The organism is Kumtagia ephedrae (assembly GCF_003012745.1).
GTDB classification, from domain to species: Bacteria; Pseudomonadota; Alphaproteobacteria; order Rhizobiales; family Rhizobiaceae; genus Kumtagia; species Kumtagia ephedrae.
In genome coordinates, this window is record NZ_PXYK01000045.1 from 16,636 (window position 1) to 30,494 (window position 13,859).

Below are 13,859 nucleotides of genomic sequence, written 5' to 3' on the forward strand. Positions count from 1 at the left end.
GCACTTCTCCCGCAAGGGAGATTCAATGGCCAGGGCCGAAAGGCAGCGTGGCGACGATGAAGATCGGCCGCAGGGGACAGTTTACTTTCTTTCCGCAGAAAAGCTGTGCCGCTTCAAGGCCAGCGCGGGCGGAAAAAAGTAAACTGTCCCCGGCACCAACTCATGACCTAACCCGCCGCCGCCCTGGCGAGCAACCGCTGGTAGAACAGGCCGATGCCGATGAGCACGGCGCCCAGCCCGATGAAGGACAGAGCCCTCAGCACCCCTTCGAGCGCCGACATGTCGAACAGAAACACCTTCGCCACGGCAATCGCGATCACCGCGCCGGAAGCGGCGCGCGTCAGGTAGGAGCCGGTGCGCACGCCGGCCGCCAGCAGGCCGACGCCGATGACCAGCCACAGCGCCGAATAGCTGTAGGTCTCGAGCGGCTCCATGCCGCTCCAGAAGCCGATATGCTCGCCCTGGAACAGGCGGCGCACCGACAGCGTCGCGTAGGCGAAGGCGAGCGCCGCGGCGGCGATGCCGAGCATGAGCGAGTACCATGGCGGCCGCCGGCCCTGCGCATACCAGGCGAGCGCCGCGCAGGCGGCAGCCGGCAGCAGATAGGCCAGGAAAAGCAGGTTGAAGAAGGGGATGCCGCCGGTCGATTCGTCGGTGAACAGTGGGTTGAGCAGCAGGAGGTGCTGCGTGGCGATGGCCGCGACGGAAAACACGCCGATGCCGAGCGAGGCATGCCGCAGCACCGGGCTCGGTGCCTTGAGGTCGAGCGAGATCAGGATGGCGCCGGCGGCAAGGGCGATCAGCGTGTAGATCGCCTGCTCGGCCAGCGTGAGCGTGCCCGTGTCGATGATGCCGCCATGCATGGCGTGGCGCACCAGCATGGCGAGCGTCAGCAGCGCGAAGAACAGCGCCGACGCCTCCATCGCGAGCCTGGGCCGGCCGCCGGTGGTGCGCGCCAGCTGCCAGGCGGCGAAGCCGAAGGCCAGCGCCGGGATGCCGTATCCCGGCAGCAGCGCGTTGAAGACCGGGGTGGTGCCGAGCCGCATCCAGCCGACGATGGTCGGATCGCCGGCGACGCGCACGAGAACGATGACCACCGCCGCCGCCGACAGCCAGCCGAGCGCCGGCCAGGCGCGCCGCCGCGTGGCGAGTGCCGGAAGCATCGCGGCGGCGCCGGCGAGAATGGTGGTCAGGCCCGGACCGAACGCCATGTGGATGGCGGCGAGGAGCGCCGCGAAGCCACCCGCGAGCAGGATGGAGACGGCGGGTCCGCCCGTGGAAGCCGGGTTTTCCCGGCGCGCCGCCTGCCCGGCGCCGGCCGCGAGCAGCCCGGCGAGCAGCAGTGCGGCGAAGGCGTGGCGCAGGTCGATATCCGGATTGCCGAGCGCCACCCAGAGCGAGCACAGGATCACGAAGGGAACGGCCGCCGCGGCCACGGCCCACGTGGCCGACGCCATGAGGCTTCCGATGAGCGCGCGAGCCCGCCACAGGCCGGCCACGAGGAACAGCACCGCCAGGGCAAGGCCGGGGTAGAGCAGCGCGTTGGTCGAGGGAAGAACCGCAAACCCGTCGACTTCCACCGGCTCACCCATCAGCTCGAACGCGAAGGTTCCGGACAGGCCGACGCGCAGGAAGACGAGCCCGGCACCTATGGCGGCCCCGAAAAGCAGCGGCAGGGCCTCGGCGCGCCAGGCGGCGACGGCGACCATCGCGGCGAAAAGCGCCGTGCCGCCGGCAAGGCCGCCGCTCGGCCGCAGGGCGGGATCGAGCAGCAGGACGGCGGCAGAGAGCGCCACGAAAAGAGCGGGAACGGCGGCCGGGACGGCATTGCGGACAGTTTCCCACGGCTCCTTGTCGCGGCCGCCGATCCAGACCAGGGCGAGCGTGGCCAGCATGACCGCGTTGATGAACAGCACGATCCAGAGATCGGCCGGCTCCACCTCCGCCAGATAGACCAGGCACCACAGGCCGACGCCGGCGAACGCGGCCGCGGCGAGAAAAAGCCAGCGGCGGATGCGGGCGATCGCGATCGATGCGACCAGAACGACCGCCAGATAGCCGAACAGCCCCCAGGTGTTGGGCGATTGCGAGGCGACCAGCACCGGCGTCGCCAGCGCGCCGAGCAGGCCGACACCGGCCAGCGCCTGGCCATGCACGAGCGCCAGCGCCAGCGTCGCGATACCGACCGCGCCGAGCAGGAACAAGGCGGCGGCCGGTCCGATGAAGCCGTATATGCCATGCGCGGCATAGACCGTGCCGAACAGCGTGAAGGCGCCGGCCGCGGTGAGGATCGCCGGTATATAGGCGCCGGCGATGCCGGGAACCGGCACGCGAAAGCCGGTGCGGCGGACGAACTCGCCGGCGGCGAGCAGCGCCAAGCCGAAAAGGGCTGCCATCAGCAGGCGCACGCCCGGCCCGAACAGGCCGGCCTCGAGGGTGTAGCGCACCAGGAAGATGCCGCCGAGCGCCAACGCGATGCCGCCGATCCAGACAGCCCAGCGGGTACCAAGCGCCGTCTCGATGTCTGGCCGCTGCCGGGCGGGTGCGGCCTCGGCAGGCTTCGCTTCCTCGGCGGCCGTGTCCGCTCCGGTGCTGGCCGGCTCGGAAACAGGAGCTGCCGGTTCGGCGTCAGGCGTCGAGGCGTCGGGCTCGTCGGAAACCGCTTCGGAGCCTATAGCCATTTCCTGCCGCGCAGCTCCGGTCGCCGAGGCTGCGGCGGCAGCCGTCGCGGGCTGTCGCAGCGCCGCAAGGCCGGGCTCGTCCTCGATCCCGGCTTCTTGCGCCGACGACACGGCTGCCGCCGCCGTCGCCGCCGCGGATGCCTCGGTTGCACCCGCGGGTTTGGGCTGCGCCTTTTCCTTTTCCGGCGGGGACGACACGGAGGAGCGGAGCGCGCCGATCTCCCGCTCAAGCAGGCGGACACGCTCGCGGAGGCGCGTGACCGTGACGATCAACACGACCACGCCGACCATGGTCAGCAGACCGAAGAAACTGTCGATCATGTCCCGCGCCCCCTCGCCCGCGGCCCCTTAGCGTCCCGCCAGCCTGGCGGCGGGGAAGATGGAGCATGTCTCGGTGCCGAAGGCGAGCAGCTTGCCGGCGGCGTCTTTCAGCGTGGCTTCCGAGACCGCCAATGTGCGGCCGCGGTGCACGACCTTGCCTTCGCACACCACCTCGCCCGTTTCCGGCGTGATCGGGCGCAGGAAATTCACCTTGAACTCGGCCGTCGTATAGGCTTCGCCGGCCTTCAGCGTCGTGTGCACGGCGCAGGCGAGTGCCGAATCCATCAGCGTCGCGGCCCAGCCGCCATGCACGCCGCCGAGCGGGTTGAGGTGACGCTCGCCCGGCAGGCCACGGAACACCGCCCTGCCCGGATCGGCCTCGGTCAAGGTGAAGGCGAGCGTGCCGGCGATCGGCGGCGCCGGGTATTCGCCGGCGATCATCCGGCGCAGCAGGTCCAGCCCGGGCATGCTCGTCAAGTCGTCGCGCGGGATGACGCCGAGGCCAAGCCGCGAGACATGGCCCGGAAACAATTCGACTTCGCTCATGCGGCATTTTCTCCGATCGGGCCTGCCGCCTTGCGTAGCGCGCCTAGAAAGGCGGCGCGCGCCTCCGGCTCGGCGACGCCGCGCGGTTCGTAGACATGCCTTGCCAGGAAGAAGCCGGTCAGCCGGAACGCCTGGTCGAGCGCCGCCGGATCGGCACGGCGGCCCGGCCCGTCGACGAGGAAGCCGGGCAGCGCCAGCATCTTTTCCTGCCAAGGCGCACCGGCGGCCCGCGATACCGCCCGGCCGGATTTCGGCGAGACATAGGCGAGATCTGTGCGCGCGCCGGTTGCCGCGCATTCGGAAAGGTCGAGGCCGAAGCCCAGTTCCTCCAGCACCATCAGCTCGAAACGCGCCACCAGCTCGCCGGCGAGCAGCGGCTCGTCGAGATGGCGGATCAGCAGCATCAGCGTCTCGTAGAGGCCGGCATGCACGTCGCGCTCGGGCATCAACCGCAAATGCGCGGCGATCGTCTGCAGGCCGAAGACGGCGGCAGCGCTGTCGAACAGCCTTGCCGCGTTGAGCTCCACCGCCTCCGCCTGGAAGGTGCCGAGATGCTCGTCGAGACGGGCCCGCCAGACCAGGTCGACACGGTTGCCGGCCTGCAGCAGCGGCTGCTGCTTGCGCGAGCGCCCGCCGCGCACCAGGCCGAGATGGCGGCCATGGCCGCGCGTCATCACCTCCAGGATGACAGACGTCTCGCCATGCCGGCGTGTGCCGAGGATGATGCCTTCGTCGCGCCATTCCATGGCGCGGAGCCTTTCATGGAAAGCAAGGCAAGATCAAGGTGGGGCGTCTGGTGCCGGCAAATCATATGGCTGACCGGGCATTCGGTTGCCTTCCCTACCGCGCCGAACGGTTTTGGATTCGCCACAAGTGTTTGTCCCGAAACCCACTGCATACTTTCTCCCGACGGGCGCTAATATCCCTGGTGCTCATCCTCTCTGGAATGGTGGAGGTCACAATGTTCGATGATATTGAGTTGCGGCACCTGCGCCGTTGCGTGGAGCTGGCCGCCGAAGCACTGGAGAAAGGCGACGAGCCGTTCGGATCGGTTCTCGTCGCGGCCGACGGCACCGTGCTGGCGGAAGACCACAATCGCGTTGCCGGCGGCGACCAGACGCGGCATCCGGAATTCGAGCTGGCGCGCTGGGCAGCCGTCAACATGACTCCGGAGGACCGGGCAAAGGCGACCGTCTTCACCTCCGGCGAGCATTGCCCGATGTGCTCCGCAGCGCATGGCTGGGTCGGACTCGGCCGCATCGTCTATGCCGCGTCTTCCGCGCAGCTTGTCGACTGGCTCGCGGAACTTGGCGTTGCCGCGGCTCCCGTCGCACCGCTGCCGATCCAGCAGGTCGCGCCGAACGTCGTCGTGAAGGGTCCAGCGCCGGAGTTGGCGGAGGAGATCCGCGCCCTGCACCACCGCTTTCACGAAGAGCGCAACACTGCACGCCCGACCTAGCGGGCGTGTCGAAACGCGATGGGATGCGCTAACTTAGTGGGGAAACTCCAGCCCCATCTCGCGGAACCGCTCCGGATCGTCGCTCCAGTTCTCGCGCACCTTGACGAACAGGAAGAGGTGCACCGGCTGCTCCAGAATCTCGGAAATGTCCTTGCGCGCGGCCTGGCCGATGGCGCGGATGGTCTCGCCCTTGGCGCCGAGCACGATCTTCTTCTGGCTGTCGCGCTCGATATAGATCACCTGTTCGATGCGGACGGAGCCGTCCTTCTTCTCCTCCCATTTCTCGGTCTCGACATGGGAGGAATAGGGCAGCTCCTGATGCAGCCGCAAAAACAGCTTTTCGCGGGTGATCTCGGCGGCGAGCTGGCGCATCGGCAGGTCGGAGAGCTGGTCCTCGGGATAGTACCAGGGCCCGGCCGGCAGCGCGGCGGCGAGATAGTCGAGGATGTCGTCGCAGCCCGTTCCCGTCAGCGCCGAGACCATGAAGGTGCGCTGGAAATCGGCGCGCTCGTTGGCGTCCCTGGCGAGCGTCAGCAGCGTCTCCGGCTTCACCCGGTCGACCTTGTTGAGGACGAGGATCTTCGGCTGGCGCACGTCCTTCAGCCTGTCGAGCATGGCCTCGGCGTCGCCGCGGATGCCGCGCTCGGCGTCGATCAGCACCATCACCATGTCGGCGTCCTTGGCGCCGCCCCAGGCGGTGGTGACCATCGCCTGGTCGAGGCGGCGGCGCGGCTTGAAGATGCCGGGGGTATCGACGAAGACGATCTGCGCCGCGCCATGGGTGGCGATGCCGCGCACGATGGCGCGGGTGGTCTGCACCTTGTGGGTGACGATCGACACCTTCGCGCCGACCAGCCGGTTGACCAGGGTCGACTTGCCGGCATTTGGCGCGCCGATGATGGCGACGAAGCCGGAGCGGGTCTCGGCAGGCTGGGTTTCGGTCATGATGCGGCCCTTTCGGCGGTCCACACGCCTTCGCGAATGAGAAAAGCGGTTGCCGCCGCCTCTTCGGCGGCGCGGCGCGACGGGCCGCTGGCACGCGAGGAGGCGAAGCCGGAAACGGTCACCATGACGGTGAAGATCGGCTCGTGGTCGGGGCCCTCGCGGCTTTCGATGACATATTCGGGGCGGGCCCCGTTGGCCTGCGCCAGCCACTCCTGCAACTCGGATTTGGGGTTGCGCGGCTTGTCGACGACCGTGCGGGAGCGCGGCTCCCAGCAGCGCAGGATGAAGGCGCGCGCCGGTTCCATGCCGCCGTCGAGATAGATGGCGGCGATCAGAGCCTCGACCGCGTCGGACAGATAGTTGCGGGCCTTGCCGGCCTTGGCCTTCAACGCCGCGTCGGCGCGGATCAGCTGGTCGAGGCCGAGCTCCGCCCCGACGGCGCCGCAGGTGCGTGCATCGACCAGCGCGTTGAAGCGCGGCGCCAGATCGCCCTCGCGCGCCTCCGGAAACAGCCGGAACAGCATGTCCGCCACCACCAGCCCGAGCACGCGGTCGCCGAGGAACTCCAGGCGCTCATTGTTGACCACCGCCTTGACCGCGCTGGAGTGGGTCAGCGCCGTCTCGGCCAGCCGGATGTCGCGGAAGGCGTGTCCCGTGCGCTCGTGAAGGGCCGCGGCGAGCGTTTCCCCGGTCGGCCGCTTCAGCGCCATGGCCCTAGCGGACGAAGTTGAGCAGCCGCGACGGCCGCATGTCGGTCGGCCATTTCCAGATCTCCAGCGGGCTCGCGCCCTCGGCGATGGAGAAGAAGATGATGTTGGCGCGGCCGACGAGGTTCTCCTCCGGCACGTAGCCCACGGTGAAGCGGCTGTCGGTGGAGTTGTCGCGATTGTCGCCCATCATGAAGTAGTGGCCGGGGGGCACGATGTATTCGCGCGTGTTGTCGCCGATGCCGTTGGGCGTCAGGTCGAGCGTGTCGTAGGAGACGCCGTTGGGCAGCGTCTCGCGATAGACGTCGACCGGCCGGTCGACCTCGGTGATGTCAGGGTTGGTGATCTGCCCGACCTTCTCGCGCGGCACGGCAGTGCCGTTGATGAAGAGCTGGCCGTCCTGCATCTGGATGCGGTCGCCGGGCAGACCGATGACCCGCTTGATGTAGTCGAGCGAAGGGTTGGGCGGGAACTTGAAGACGGCGACGTCGCCGCGCTCCGGCGCGCTGCCGAAGATGCGCCCCGAGAACAGATTGGGCGAAAGCGGCAGCGAGTAGCGCGAATAGCCGTAGGCCCATTTGGTGACGAACAGATAGTCGCCCTCGAGCAGGGTCGGTCGCATCGACCCCGACGGGATCGAGAAGGGCTGGAACAGGAAGGTGCGGATCACCAGGGCGAGCAGCAGCGCCTGGACGATGACGTTGACGGTCTCGCCAAGCCCGCCGGATTTCTTCGCAGTCTTTTCAGCCACGCTCATGTCGTCCTCAGTCGTCATCGTTCCGGTATAAGGGCTTGGGGCAGGCGGAGCAACGCCGTGCCGCCGGCTTCAATGCCATAATCATGGCCGTTGTTCGGCCGGCAATGCCTCGATGATCACAAACGCCTGAGCGAGCGGATGGTCGTCGGTTATGGTGAGGTGTATTTCGGCGCGGTGGCCGGCCGGCAGCATCGCCTTCAGCCGCTTCGCCGCGCCGCCGGTCAGGTGCATGGTCGGCTTGCCGCCAGGCAGGTTGACGACGCCCATGTCGCGCCAGAACACGCCGCGTGCCATGCCGGTGCCCAGCGCCTTGGCGCAGGCCTCCTTGGCGGCGAAACGCTTCGCATAGGTCGCGGCGCGCTCGCGCCGGCCTTCCGCCTTGGCCTGCTCCACGTCCGTGAAGATGCGCTTGACGAAGCGCTCGCCATAGCGGTCGAGCGAACTCGCGATGCGGCGGATGTCGATCAGGTCCGAGCCGATGCCGATGATCATGGGTACCCCACGGCGTTCGCGGAGAGCGCGGTGCTCCGTCGCACCCCCCTCTGTCCTGCCGGACATCTCCCCCGCAAGGGGGGAGATTGACTGTCATCTACGATTTCGCCAATCGGCAACATTTCAGAATAGCTGCCATGCAATGCGGCCGTCCAATCTCCCCCCTTGCGGGGGAGATGTCCGGCAGGACAGAGGGGGGTGCGACGGAGCACGAACATTGCCGCTACATATTCCTGCTTCCCGGCTTAACCGCGGGCAGCGCCGCGAGTTCCGGCGGCAGCTTGTCGGCAGGATAGGCCGGCACCTCGTATTCGGCCAGCGCCACCAGCGGCACGCCGACATCGGTCTTGCCGGCGGAGCGGTCGATGATGCAGGCGGCGGCAAGCACCTCGGCGCCGATGCCACGCAGGCACTCGATGGTCTCGCGGATAGACAGGCCGGTGGTGACGATGTCCTCGACGATGACGACGCGCGCACCCTTCTCGATCTCGAAGCGGCGCAGGCGGAACACCCCCTGCTCGCGCTCGACCCAGATCGCCGGGACACCGAGATGGCGCGAGGTCTCGTAGGCGGGGATCAGGCCGCCGATCGCCGGACCGACGACATAGTCGATGCGGCCGGGCACCTCCTCGCGAATTCTGTCGGCCAAGGCGCGGCACAGGCGTTCGGTCTTGTCGGCATGCATGAAGACGCGCGCCTTCTGCAGGAAGACCGGGCTGCGCAGCCCCGAGGTGAGGATGAAATGCCCCTCCAGCACCGCGCCCGCCTCGCGGAAAATCGCCAGGACTTCGTCTGTGTTCATGTTTTTTTCCATCAATGCGCGCGATCGTTCCTCGACAACGGCTCATGCTGTCAAGGCCATGTGCCAAGCGATTGCGCTGCCAGCGGCTTTCGTTGCACGACTATACAGAATTTTGTATAAGCGACCATGGCCGAACGCGTCAAAGGCATCGTGTTCCTTGGAAGCTCGCTTGCCGACTTGCGAACCTTCCCGGCGCTGGCCCGTCGCGAAGCGGGACATCAACTCGATCAGGTTCAAACCGGGATCGATCCTGACGATTGGAAGCCGATGAGTTCAATCGGGCAAGGCGTCCGCGAGATTCGCATACGTTCCATGGACGGGGCCTTCCGCGTGATCTACGTGGCGAAATTCGAGTCGGCAATCTATGTGCTTCATTGCTTTCAGAAGAAAACGCAGACCACCAGCAAGGCCGATATGGATTTGGCGCGCAGGCGGTATCAGCAACTGATCCAGGACAGCAAGTCATGAGCAACGATAGCTTTGCCAGCGTCTGGGACGCGATCGAGGACAATCGCGCCGAGGCGCAGAATATGCGGCTTCGATCAGCATTGATGATCGCCCTGAAAAACCACATCGCCCGCGAAGGCTTGAATCAGAAGGCCGCCGCGCAGTTGCTCGGCGTGACCCAGCCACGCATCTCCGATCTCATGAACGGCAAGATAAATCTGTTCGGGCTCGATTCGCTGGTGAACATGGCGACCGCAGCAGGCCTGCATGTCGAACTGCATATCGCCGACGCAGCATGAAAGTGCCAGTCCAAGGTCCTAGCCATTGACCCGCCTGGCCGAGCTGACGGCCGGCGAGTCCTTCAATTGCGAAATCAGCCGGTTGAGATGCTTCAGGTCCCAGACCTCCAGGTCGACTTGCATCTCGGTGAAGTCGGGCGCGGTGCGCACCATCGACAGGCTGTGGATGTTGGCGTCGTTGATGGCGATGGCCTGGGCGATCTCGGCCAGCGAGCCGGGCGCGTTGATCGCCGTCACCGAGATGCGGGCGGGAAAGCGCTCGCGGTTGTCCTCGTCGATGTCCCAGCGCACGTCGATCCAACGCTCCGGCTGATCGTCGAAATCGGTGAGCGCCGGCGACTGGATCGGATAGATGGTGATGCCGACGCCGGGCTGCATGATGCCGACGATGCGGTCGCCGGGAACTGCACCGTCCGGAGCGAAGCGCACCGGCAGATCGCCGCTGACGCCGCGGATCGGCACTGCGCCGCTGTCCTTCTTCGCCTTGCGGTCCTTGCGCGAGCGTCCGGGAAGCTGGAACAGCATGCCCGCGGCATTGCGGATCTTCGACCAGCCCTCCTCGCGCGGCTGCGGCGGCGTGGTGACGCGCTCCTCCTTGTAGTCGGGATAGACGGCGCGCAGCACGTCGCCGGAGGCGAGCTCGCCGCGGCCGACCGCCGCCATCACGTCGTCGATATCCTTGCGGGCCAGACGGGCCAGCACCGGCTTCAGGTTCTCCTTGGCGAACTCCTTGCCGGCGCGCGCGAAGACGCGCTCCAGGATGCGAATGCCCAGGCCCGAATACTGCTTGCGGATGGCGTTCTTGGTGGCGCGGCGGATGGCAGCACGCGCCTTGCCGGTGACCACCAGCGATTCCCAGGCCGCCGGCGGCACCTGTCCCTTGGAGCGGATGATCTCGACCTCGTCGCCGTTCTTCAGCTCGGTCATCAGCGGCATGATGCGGCCGTTGACCTTGGCGCCGACGCAGGAATCGCCCACCTCGGTGTGGACCGCATAGGCGAAGTCGATGGGAATGGCGCCGCGCGGCAGCGCGATCAGCGTGCCCTTCGGGGTGAAGCAGAACACTTGGTCCTGGAACAGCTCGAGCTTGGTGTTTTCCAGGAAGTCCTCGGGGTTGTCGCCCTCCGCCAGCTGCTCGATGGTGCGGCGCAGCCAGGCATAGGCGTTGGTCTCCTTGGAGATCACATGGGCGGCGCCGTTCATCTTCAAGCGCCCGTCCTTGTAGAGCGCATGCGCGGCGACACCGTATTCGGCCACCGTGTTCATGTCGGCGGTGCGGATCTGGAGCTCGACGCGCTGACGCGACGGCCCTACGATGGTGGTGTGGATGGAGCGGTAGTCGTTCTGCTTCGGCGTCGAGATGTAGTCCTTGAAGCGGCCTGGAACCATCGACCAGGTGGTGTGGATGGCACCCAATGCGCGGTAGCAATCCTCGACCGTGTCGAGCAGGACGCGGAAGCCAAACAGGTCGGACAGCTGCTCCAGCGACAGAGCCTTGGCCTCCATCTTGCGGAACACCGACCAGGGTTTCTTCTGGCGGCTCTTCACCCTGGCCTTGATCTTGTGCTTTTGGAACAGCTCCGACAGCGACGCCTCGATCTCGGCCACCACGCCGCGGTTGCGCTCGAATATCTCGGTCAGCCGCGCCGTCACCATGCGGTGGGCTTCCGGATTGATGTAGCGGAAGGCGAGTTCCTCCAGCTCCTCGCGCATGCCCTGCATGCCCATGCGCCCGGCAAGCGGCGCATAGATCTCCATCGTCTCCTCGGCGATGCGCAGCCGCTTGTCCTCGCGCATGTGGTCGAGGGTACGCATGTTGTGCAGGCGGTCGGCGAGCTTCACCAAGAGGACGCGGACGTCCTCGGCAATCGCCAGGAGCAGCTTGCGCAGGTTCTCCGCCTGCTCGGCCTTCTTCGAGACGAGGTCGAGCTTCTTCAGCTTGGTGAGACCCTCGACGAGCTTGCCGATGTCGGGACCGAAAAGCTGGTCGATCTCCTGGCGGGTGGCGGTGGTGTCCTCGATCGTGTCGTGCAGCAGCGCCACAGCCACGGTCGACTCGTCCAGATGCATGTCGGTCAGGATTGCGGCGACTTCCAGCGGATGCGAGAAATACGGGTCGCCGGAGGCGCGCTTTTGGTGACCATGCTTCTGCATGGCATAGACATAGGCCTTGTTGAGCAGGGTCTCGTTGACGTCTGGCTTGTAGCGCTGGACGCGCTCGACAAGCTCGTACTGACGCATCATCGCCTACGGCATCCCTGAAAAGAACCATGCGCCGCATCGGACGACACGGCGCATGAGATAGATAGCCACGATAGGGCGGGCACGAAAGGCCCGCCCGGCGGCCAAGCCTCAGTAATCGTCGCTTTTTTCCGGCGCCACGAGGCCTTCGATGCCGGCCAGCAGCTCCTCTTCCGACATGCGGTCGAAGGTGATGTTGGCGTCGTCGTCCTGCTCGGCGACGTCGCCGGCCGCGGCGGTCGTCTGGTCGGTGATCTCGGCACCGTCGGCTTCCGGCTCGTCGACCTCCACATGCTTCTGCAGCGAGTGGATCAGATCTTCCTTCAGATCACCGGGGGACAGCGTCTCGTCGGCGATCTCGCGCAGCGCCACCACCGGATTCTTGTCGTTGTCGCGCGCCACCGTGATCATGGCGCCCTGGCTGATCTGGCGGGCGCGGTGGCCAGCCAGCAGAACCAGCTCGAAGCGGTTCTCGACCTTGTCGATGCAGTCTTCAACGGTTACGCGGGCCATGGAGTGCCCCTTTCATACCTGGATGTCTGGAAAACCAGTGCCGCCCATAAACCAAACGGCCGATGAAAACAAGCTTCATGGCAAGCCCGACCCTTGCGCGGCAGGCTGGCTGCCTGCGACGACGCGACCGTTTACTTTTTCGTGACCGACCTTGGAATGCGGCGGCCAGACGGATATTTGTTTGTTCAAGGAAGCGATGCGGAACGGCGTTTGCCGCCGGGGCGTTAAGCCGACGGTGCATCGACTGGATTGCTGGTTCGATCGATTGTTTTGACCAAGGATATTCCGCTGATGTTCGATCCGCGCGAGAAGATAGCCCTCTTCATCGACGGTGCCAACCTGTACGCCACGTCGCGGTCGCTCGGCTTCGACATCGACTACCGCAAGCTGCTCGCCGCCTTCCAGAAACGCGGCTATCTGGTGCGTGCCTACTACTACACCGCCCTGATCGAGGACCAGGAATACTCCTCGATCCGACCGCTGATCGACTGGCTCGACTACAATGGCTACAAGGTGGTGACCAAGCCGGCCAAGGAGTTCACCGACTCAACCGGCCGCCGCAAGATCAAGGGCAACATGGACATCGAGCTCACCGTCGATGCGCTCGAGCTCACCGGCTTCGTCGACCACTACGTGATCTTCTCCGGCGACGGCGACTTCCGCACGCTGGTCGACGCGCTGCAGCGGCGAGGCCGCAAGGTCTCGATCGTCTCGACCATGGCCTCGCAGCCGCCGATGATCTCCGACGACCTGCGCCGGCAGGCCGATCACTTCATCGACCTGATGACGCTCAAGGCCGAGATCGGCCGCGATCCGTCCGAGCGGCCGGTCCGCCGTCCGGAACCGACGCCCGCCGAAGACGAAATCTGACGGCTCTTCCCGTGCTTCCCGCGGAACCGTCGCGCGACTGCCCGCTCTGTCCGCGCCTGCACGATTTCATCGCCGCCTGGCGGCTGCGCGAACCCACCTGGTTCAACGCGCCGGTGCCCACCTTCCTGCCGCCCGAAGGAGATCCGTCCGTCCGCTTCCTCGTCGTCGGACTGGCGCCGGGATTGCGCGGCGCCAACCGCACCGGGCGGCCGTTCACCGGAGACTATGCCGGCGACCTGCTCTATTCGACGCTGATCCGCTTCGGCTTCGCCCGCGGGCAGTTTTTGGCTCGGCCGGACGACGGGCTGGAACTGGTCGGCACCGCCATCACCAATGCGGTGCGCTGCGTGCCGCCTGAGAACAAGCCGGTCGGCGCGGAGATCGCCACCTGCCGCACCTTTCTCGTGCCGACACTTCAGCGTTTTCCCAATCTCGAGGCGGTGCTCACGCTGGGCGCCATCGCCCACCAGTCGACGGTGCGGGCGCTGGGCGGCCGGGTCGCCGCCTTTCCCTTCAAGCACGGCACGGCCGCGCCGATCGGCGGCCTGACGCTGTTTTCCAGCTATCACTGCTCGCGTTACAACACCAACACCGGCGTGCTGACGGAGGCGATGTTCGTCCAGGTGTTCGAGGCGGTGCGGCGACATCTGGACCAGGGCAACGAGTCCAGGTTAACGGGCAGGGCTTAGGATTCGCGCGAGTTCGTTTGTATCCCATCCGGCGAGCTTTCGCGTGGTTTTGATGGAGTGCTTGCCCTTTGCAAGACGGACGGCGTTGAG

The 13,859-nt window shown here is 66.5% G+C and carries 15 protein-coding genes; 5 read left to right on the top strand and 10 right to left on the bottom strand.

Translation table 11 applies throughout. The features are described from left to right. Nucleotides 1-167: 167 nt before the first annotated feature. Genes C7I84_RS27870 through recO form a run of 3 tightly spaced genes read right to left on the bottom strand, consistent with a single transcriptional unit; the run spans nucleotide 168 to nucleotide 4,294 of the window. On the bottom strand, nucleotides 168-3,002 hold the full coding sequence (locus C7I84_RS27870; protein ID WP_106775478.1) for a DUF2339 domain-containing protein: 2,835 nt from the start codon (nucleotides 3,000-3,002) through the stop codon (nucleotides 168-170). A gap of 27 nt (nucleotides 3,003-3,029) precedes the next feature. After that, nucleotides 3,030-3,548: a PaaI family thioesterase gene (locus C7I84_RS27875; protein ID WP_106775479.1), complete on the bottom strand. Its 519-nt coding sequence runs from the start codon at nucleotides 3,546-3,548 to the stop codon at nucleotides 3,030-3,032. After that, entirely contained in the window at nucleotides 3,545-4,294 is a 750-nt protein-coding gene (gene recO, locus C7I84_RS27880) for a DNA repair protein RecO (protein WP_106775480.1), read from the bottom strand. The genes C7I84_RS27875 and recO overlap by 4 nt, the downstream gene beginning before the upstream one ends. A gap of 215 nt (nucleotides 4,295-4,509) precedes the next feature. On the opposite strand from recO, the gene C7I84_RS27885 reads away from it, so the two are divergent. Further along, on the top strand, nucleotides 4,510-5,007 hold the full coding sequence (locus C7I84_RS27885; RefSeq protein WP_106775481.1) for a nucleoside deaminase: 498 nt from the start codon (nucleotides 4,510-4,512) through the stop codon (nucleotides 5,005-5,007). Between the two features lie 33 nt (nucleotides 5,008-5,040). On the opposite strand, the gene era is transcribed toward C7I84_RS27885, so the two are convergent. The 5 genes from era to pyrE form a co-directional block, all read right to left on the bottom strand. Then, nucleotides 5,041-5,952 carry a GTPase Era gene (era, locus tag C7I84_RS27890; protein ID WP_106775494.1) on the bottom strand — a complete coding sequence of 304 codons (912 nt, stop codon included), beginning with the start codon at nucleotides 5,950-5,952 and terminating at the stop codon, nucleotides 5,041-5,043. Continuing rightward, on the bottom strand, nucleotides 5,949-6,662 hold the full coding sequence (rnc, locus tag C7I84_RS27895) for a ribonuclease III (RefSeq protein WP_106775482.1): 714 nt from the start codon (nucleotides 6,660-6,662) through the stop codon (nucleotides 5,949-5,951). Before rnc ends, era begins: the two co-directional genes overlap by 4 nt. A 4-nt stretch (nucleotides 6,663-6,666) precedes the next feature. Then, the gene (gene lepB / locus C7I84_RS27900; RefSeq protein ID WP_106775483.1) at nucleotides 6,667-7,416 is read right to left on the bottom strand and encodes a signal peptidase I; all 750 of its coding nucleotides are present in this window, start codon (nucleotides 7,414-7,416) and stop codon (nucleotides 6,667-6,669) included. An 81-nt stretch (nucleotides 7,417-7,497) separates the two neighbouring features. Then, nucleotides 7,498-7,908, bottom strand: coding sequence for a holo-ACP synthase (acpS, locus tag C7I84_RS27905; RefSeq protein WP_106775484.1), 411 nt, complete (start codon nucleotides 7,906-7,908; stop codon nucleotides 7,498-7,500). A gap of 223 nt (nucleotides 7,909-8,131) precedes the next feature. After that, on the bottom strand, nucleotides 8,132-8,710 hold the full coding sequence (gene pyrE, locus C7I84_RS27915; RefSeq protein WP_106775485.1) for an orotate phosphoribosyltransferase: 579 nt from the start codon (nucleotides 8,708-8,710) through the stop codon (nucleotides 8,132-8,134). A gap of 126 nt (nucleotides 8,711-8,836) precedes the next feature. On the opposite strand from pyrE, the gene C7I84_RS27920 reads away from it, so the two are divergent. After that, a complete protein-coding gene (locus C7I84_RS27920) occupies nucleotides 8,837-9,178 on the top strand; it encodes a type II toxin-antitoxin system RelE/ParE family toxin (RefSeq protein ID WP_106775486.1) in 342 nt (113 codons plus the stop codon). Then, nucleotides 9,175-9,456, top strand: coding sequence for a helix-turn-helix domain-containing protein (locus C7I84_RS27925; protein WP_106775487.1), 282 nt, complete (start codon nucleotides 9,175-9,177; stop codon nucleotides 9,454-9,456). Before C7I84_RS27920 ends, C7I84_RS27925 begins: the two co-directional genes overlap by 4 nt. 18 nt (nucleotides 9,457-9,474) lie before the next feature. Here C7I84_RS27925 and C7I84_RS27930 read toward each other — a convergent pair whose 3' ends face one another. Beyond that, nucleotides 9,475-11,700 (bottom strand): RelA/SpoT family protein, encoded by a 2,226-nt coding sequence (locus C7I84_RS27930; RefSeq protein WP_106775488.1) that lies wholly within the window; start codon nucleotides 11,698-11,700, stop codon nucleotides 9,475-9,477. Nucleotides 11,701-11,808: 108 nt separating this feature from the next. Beyond that, entirely contained in the window at nucleotides 11,809-12,210 is a 402-nt protein-coding gene (gene rpoZ / locus C7I84_RS27935; RefSeq protein WP_106775489.1) for a DNA-directed RNA polymerase subunit omega, read from the bottom strand. 291 nt (nucleotides 12,211-12,501) lie between these two features. Between rpoZ and C7I84_RS27940 the strand changes: the two genes are divergently transcribed. Beyond that, nucleotides 12,502-13,080 (top strand): LabA-like NYN domain-containing protein, encoded by a 579-nt coding sequence (locus C7I84_RS27940; protein ID WP_106775490.1) that lies wholly within the window; start codon nucleotides 12,502-12,504, stop codon nucleotides 13,078-13,080. Continuing rightward, nucleotides 13,077-13,769 carry a uracil-DNA glycosylase gene (locus C7I84_RS27945; protein ID WP_106775495.1) on the top strand — a complete coding sequence of 231 codons (693 nt, stop codon included), beginning with the start codon at nucleotides 13,077-13,079 and terminating at the stop codon, nucleotides 13,767-13,769. The genes C7I84_RS27940 and C7I84_RS27945 overlap by 4 nt, the downstream gene beginning before the upstream one ends. Nucleotides 13,770-13,859: the final 90 nt, after the last annotated feature.

Coding starts and splice junctions, on each gene's coding strand:
- rnc (WP_106775482.1), bottom strand. CDS start 6,662: ATGGCGCTGAAGCGGCCGACCGGGGAAACGCTCGCCGCGGCCCTTCAC.
- pyrE (WP_106775485.1), bottom strand. CDS start 8,710: ATGAACACAGACGAAGTCCTGGCGATTTTCCGCGAGGCGGGCGCGGTG.
- C7I84_RS27920 (WP_106775486.1), top strand. CDS start 8,837: ATGGCCGAACGCGTCAAAGGCATCGTGTTCCTTGGAAGCTCGCTTGCC.
- C7I84_RS27875 (WP_106775479.1), bottom strand. CDS start 3,548: ATGAGCGAAGTCGAATTGTTTCCGGGCCATGTCTCGCGGCTTGGCCTC.
- C7I84_RS27940 (WP_106775490.1), top strand. CDS start 12,502: ATGTTCGATCCGCGCGAGAAGATAGCCCTCTTCATCGACGGTGCCAAC.
- C7I84_RS27925 (WP_106775487.1), top strand. CDS start 9,175: ATGAGCAACGATAGCTTTGCCAGCGTCTGGGACGCGATCGAGGACAAT.
- era (WP_106775494.1), bottom strand. CDS start 5,952: ATGACCGAAACCCAGCCTGCCGAGACCCGCTCCGGCTTCGTCGCCATC.
- C7I84_RS27885 (WP_106775481.1), top strand. CDS start 4,510: ATGTTCGATGATATTGAGTTGCGGCACCTGCGCCGTTGCGTGGAGCTG.
- rpoZ (WP_106775489.1), bottom strand. CDS start 12,210: ATGGCCCGCGTAACCGTTGAAGACTGCATCGACAAGGTCGAGAACCGC.
- C7I84_RS27870 (WP_106775478.1), bottom strand. CDS start 3,002: ATGATCGACAGTTTCTTCGGTCTGCTGACCATGGTCGGCGTGGTCGTG.
- acpS (WP_106775484.1), bottom strand. CDS start 7,908: ATGATCATCGGCATCGGCTCGGACCTGATCGACATCCGCCGCATCGCG.
- C7I84_RS27930 (WP_106775488.1), bottom strand. CDS start 11,700: ATGATGCGTCAGTACGAGCTTGTCGAGCGCGTCCAGCGCTACAAGCCA.
- recO (WP_106775480.1), bottom strand. CDS start 4,294: ATGGAATGGCGCGACGAAGGCATCATCCTCGGCACACGCCGGCATGGC.
- lepB (WP_106775483.1), bottom strand. CDS start 7,416: ATGAGCGTGGCTGAAAAGACTGCGAAGAAATCCGGCGGGCTTGGCGAG.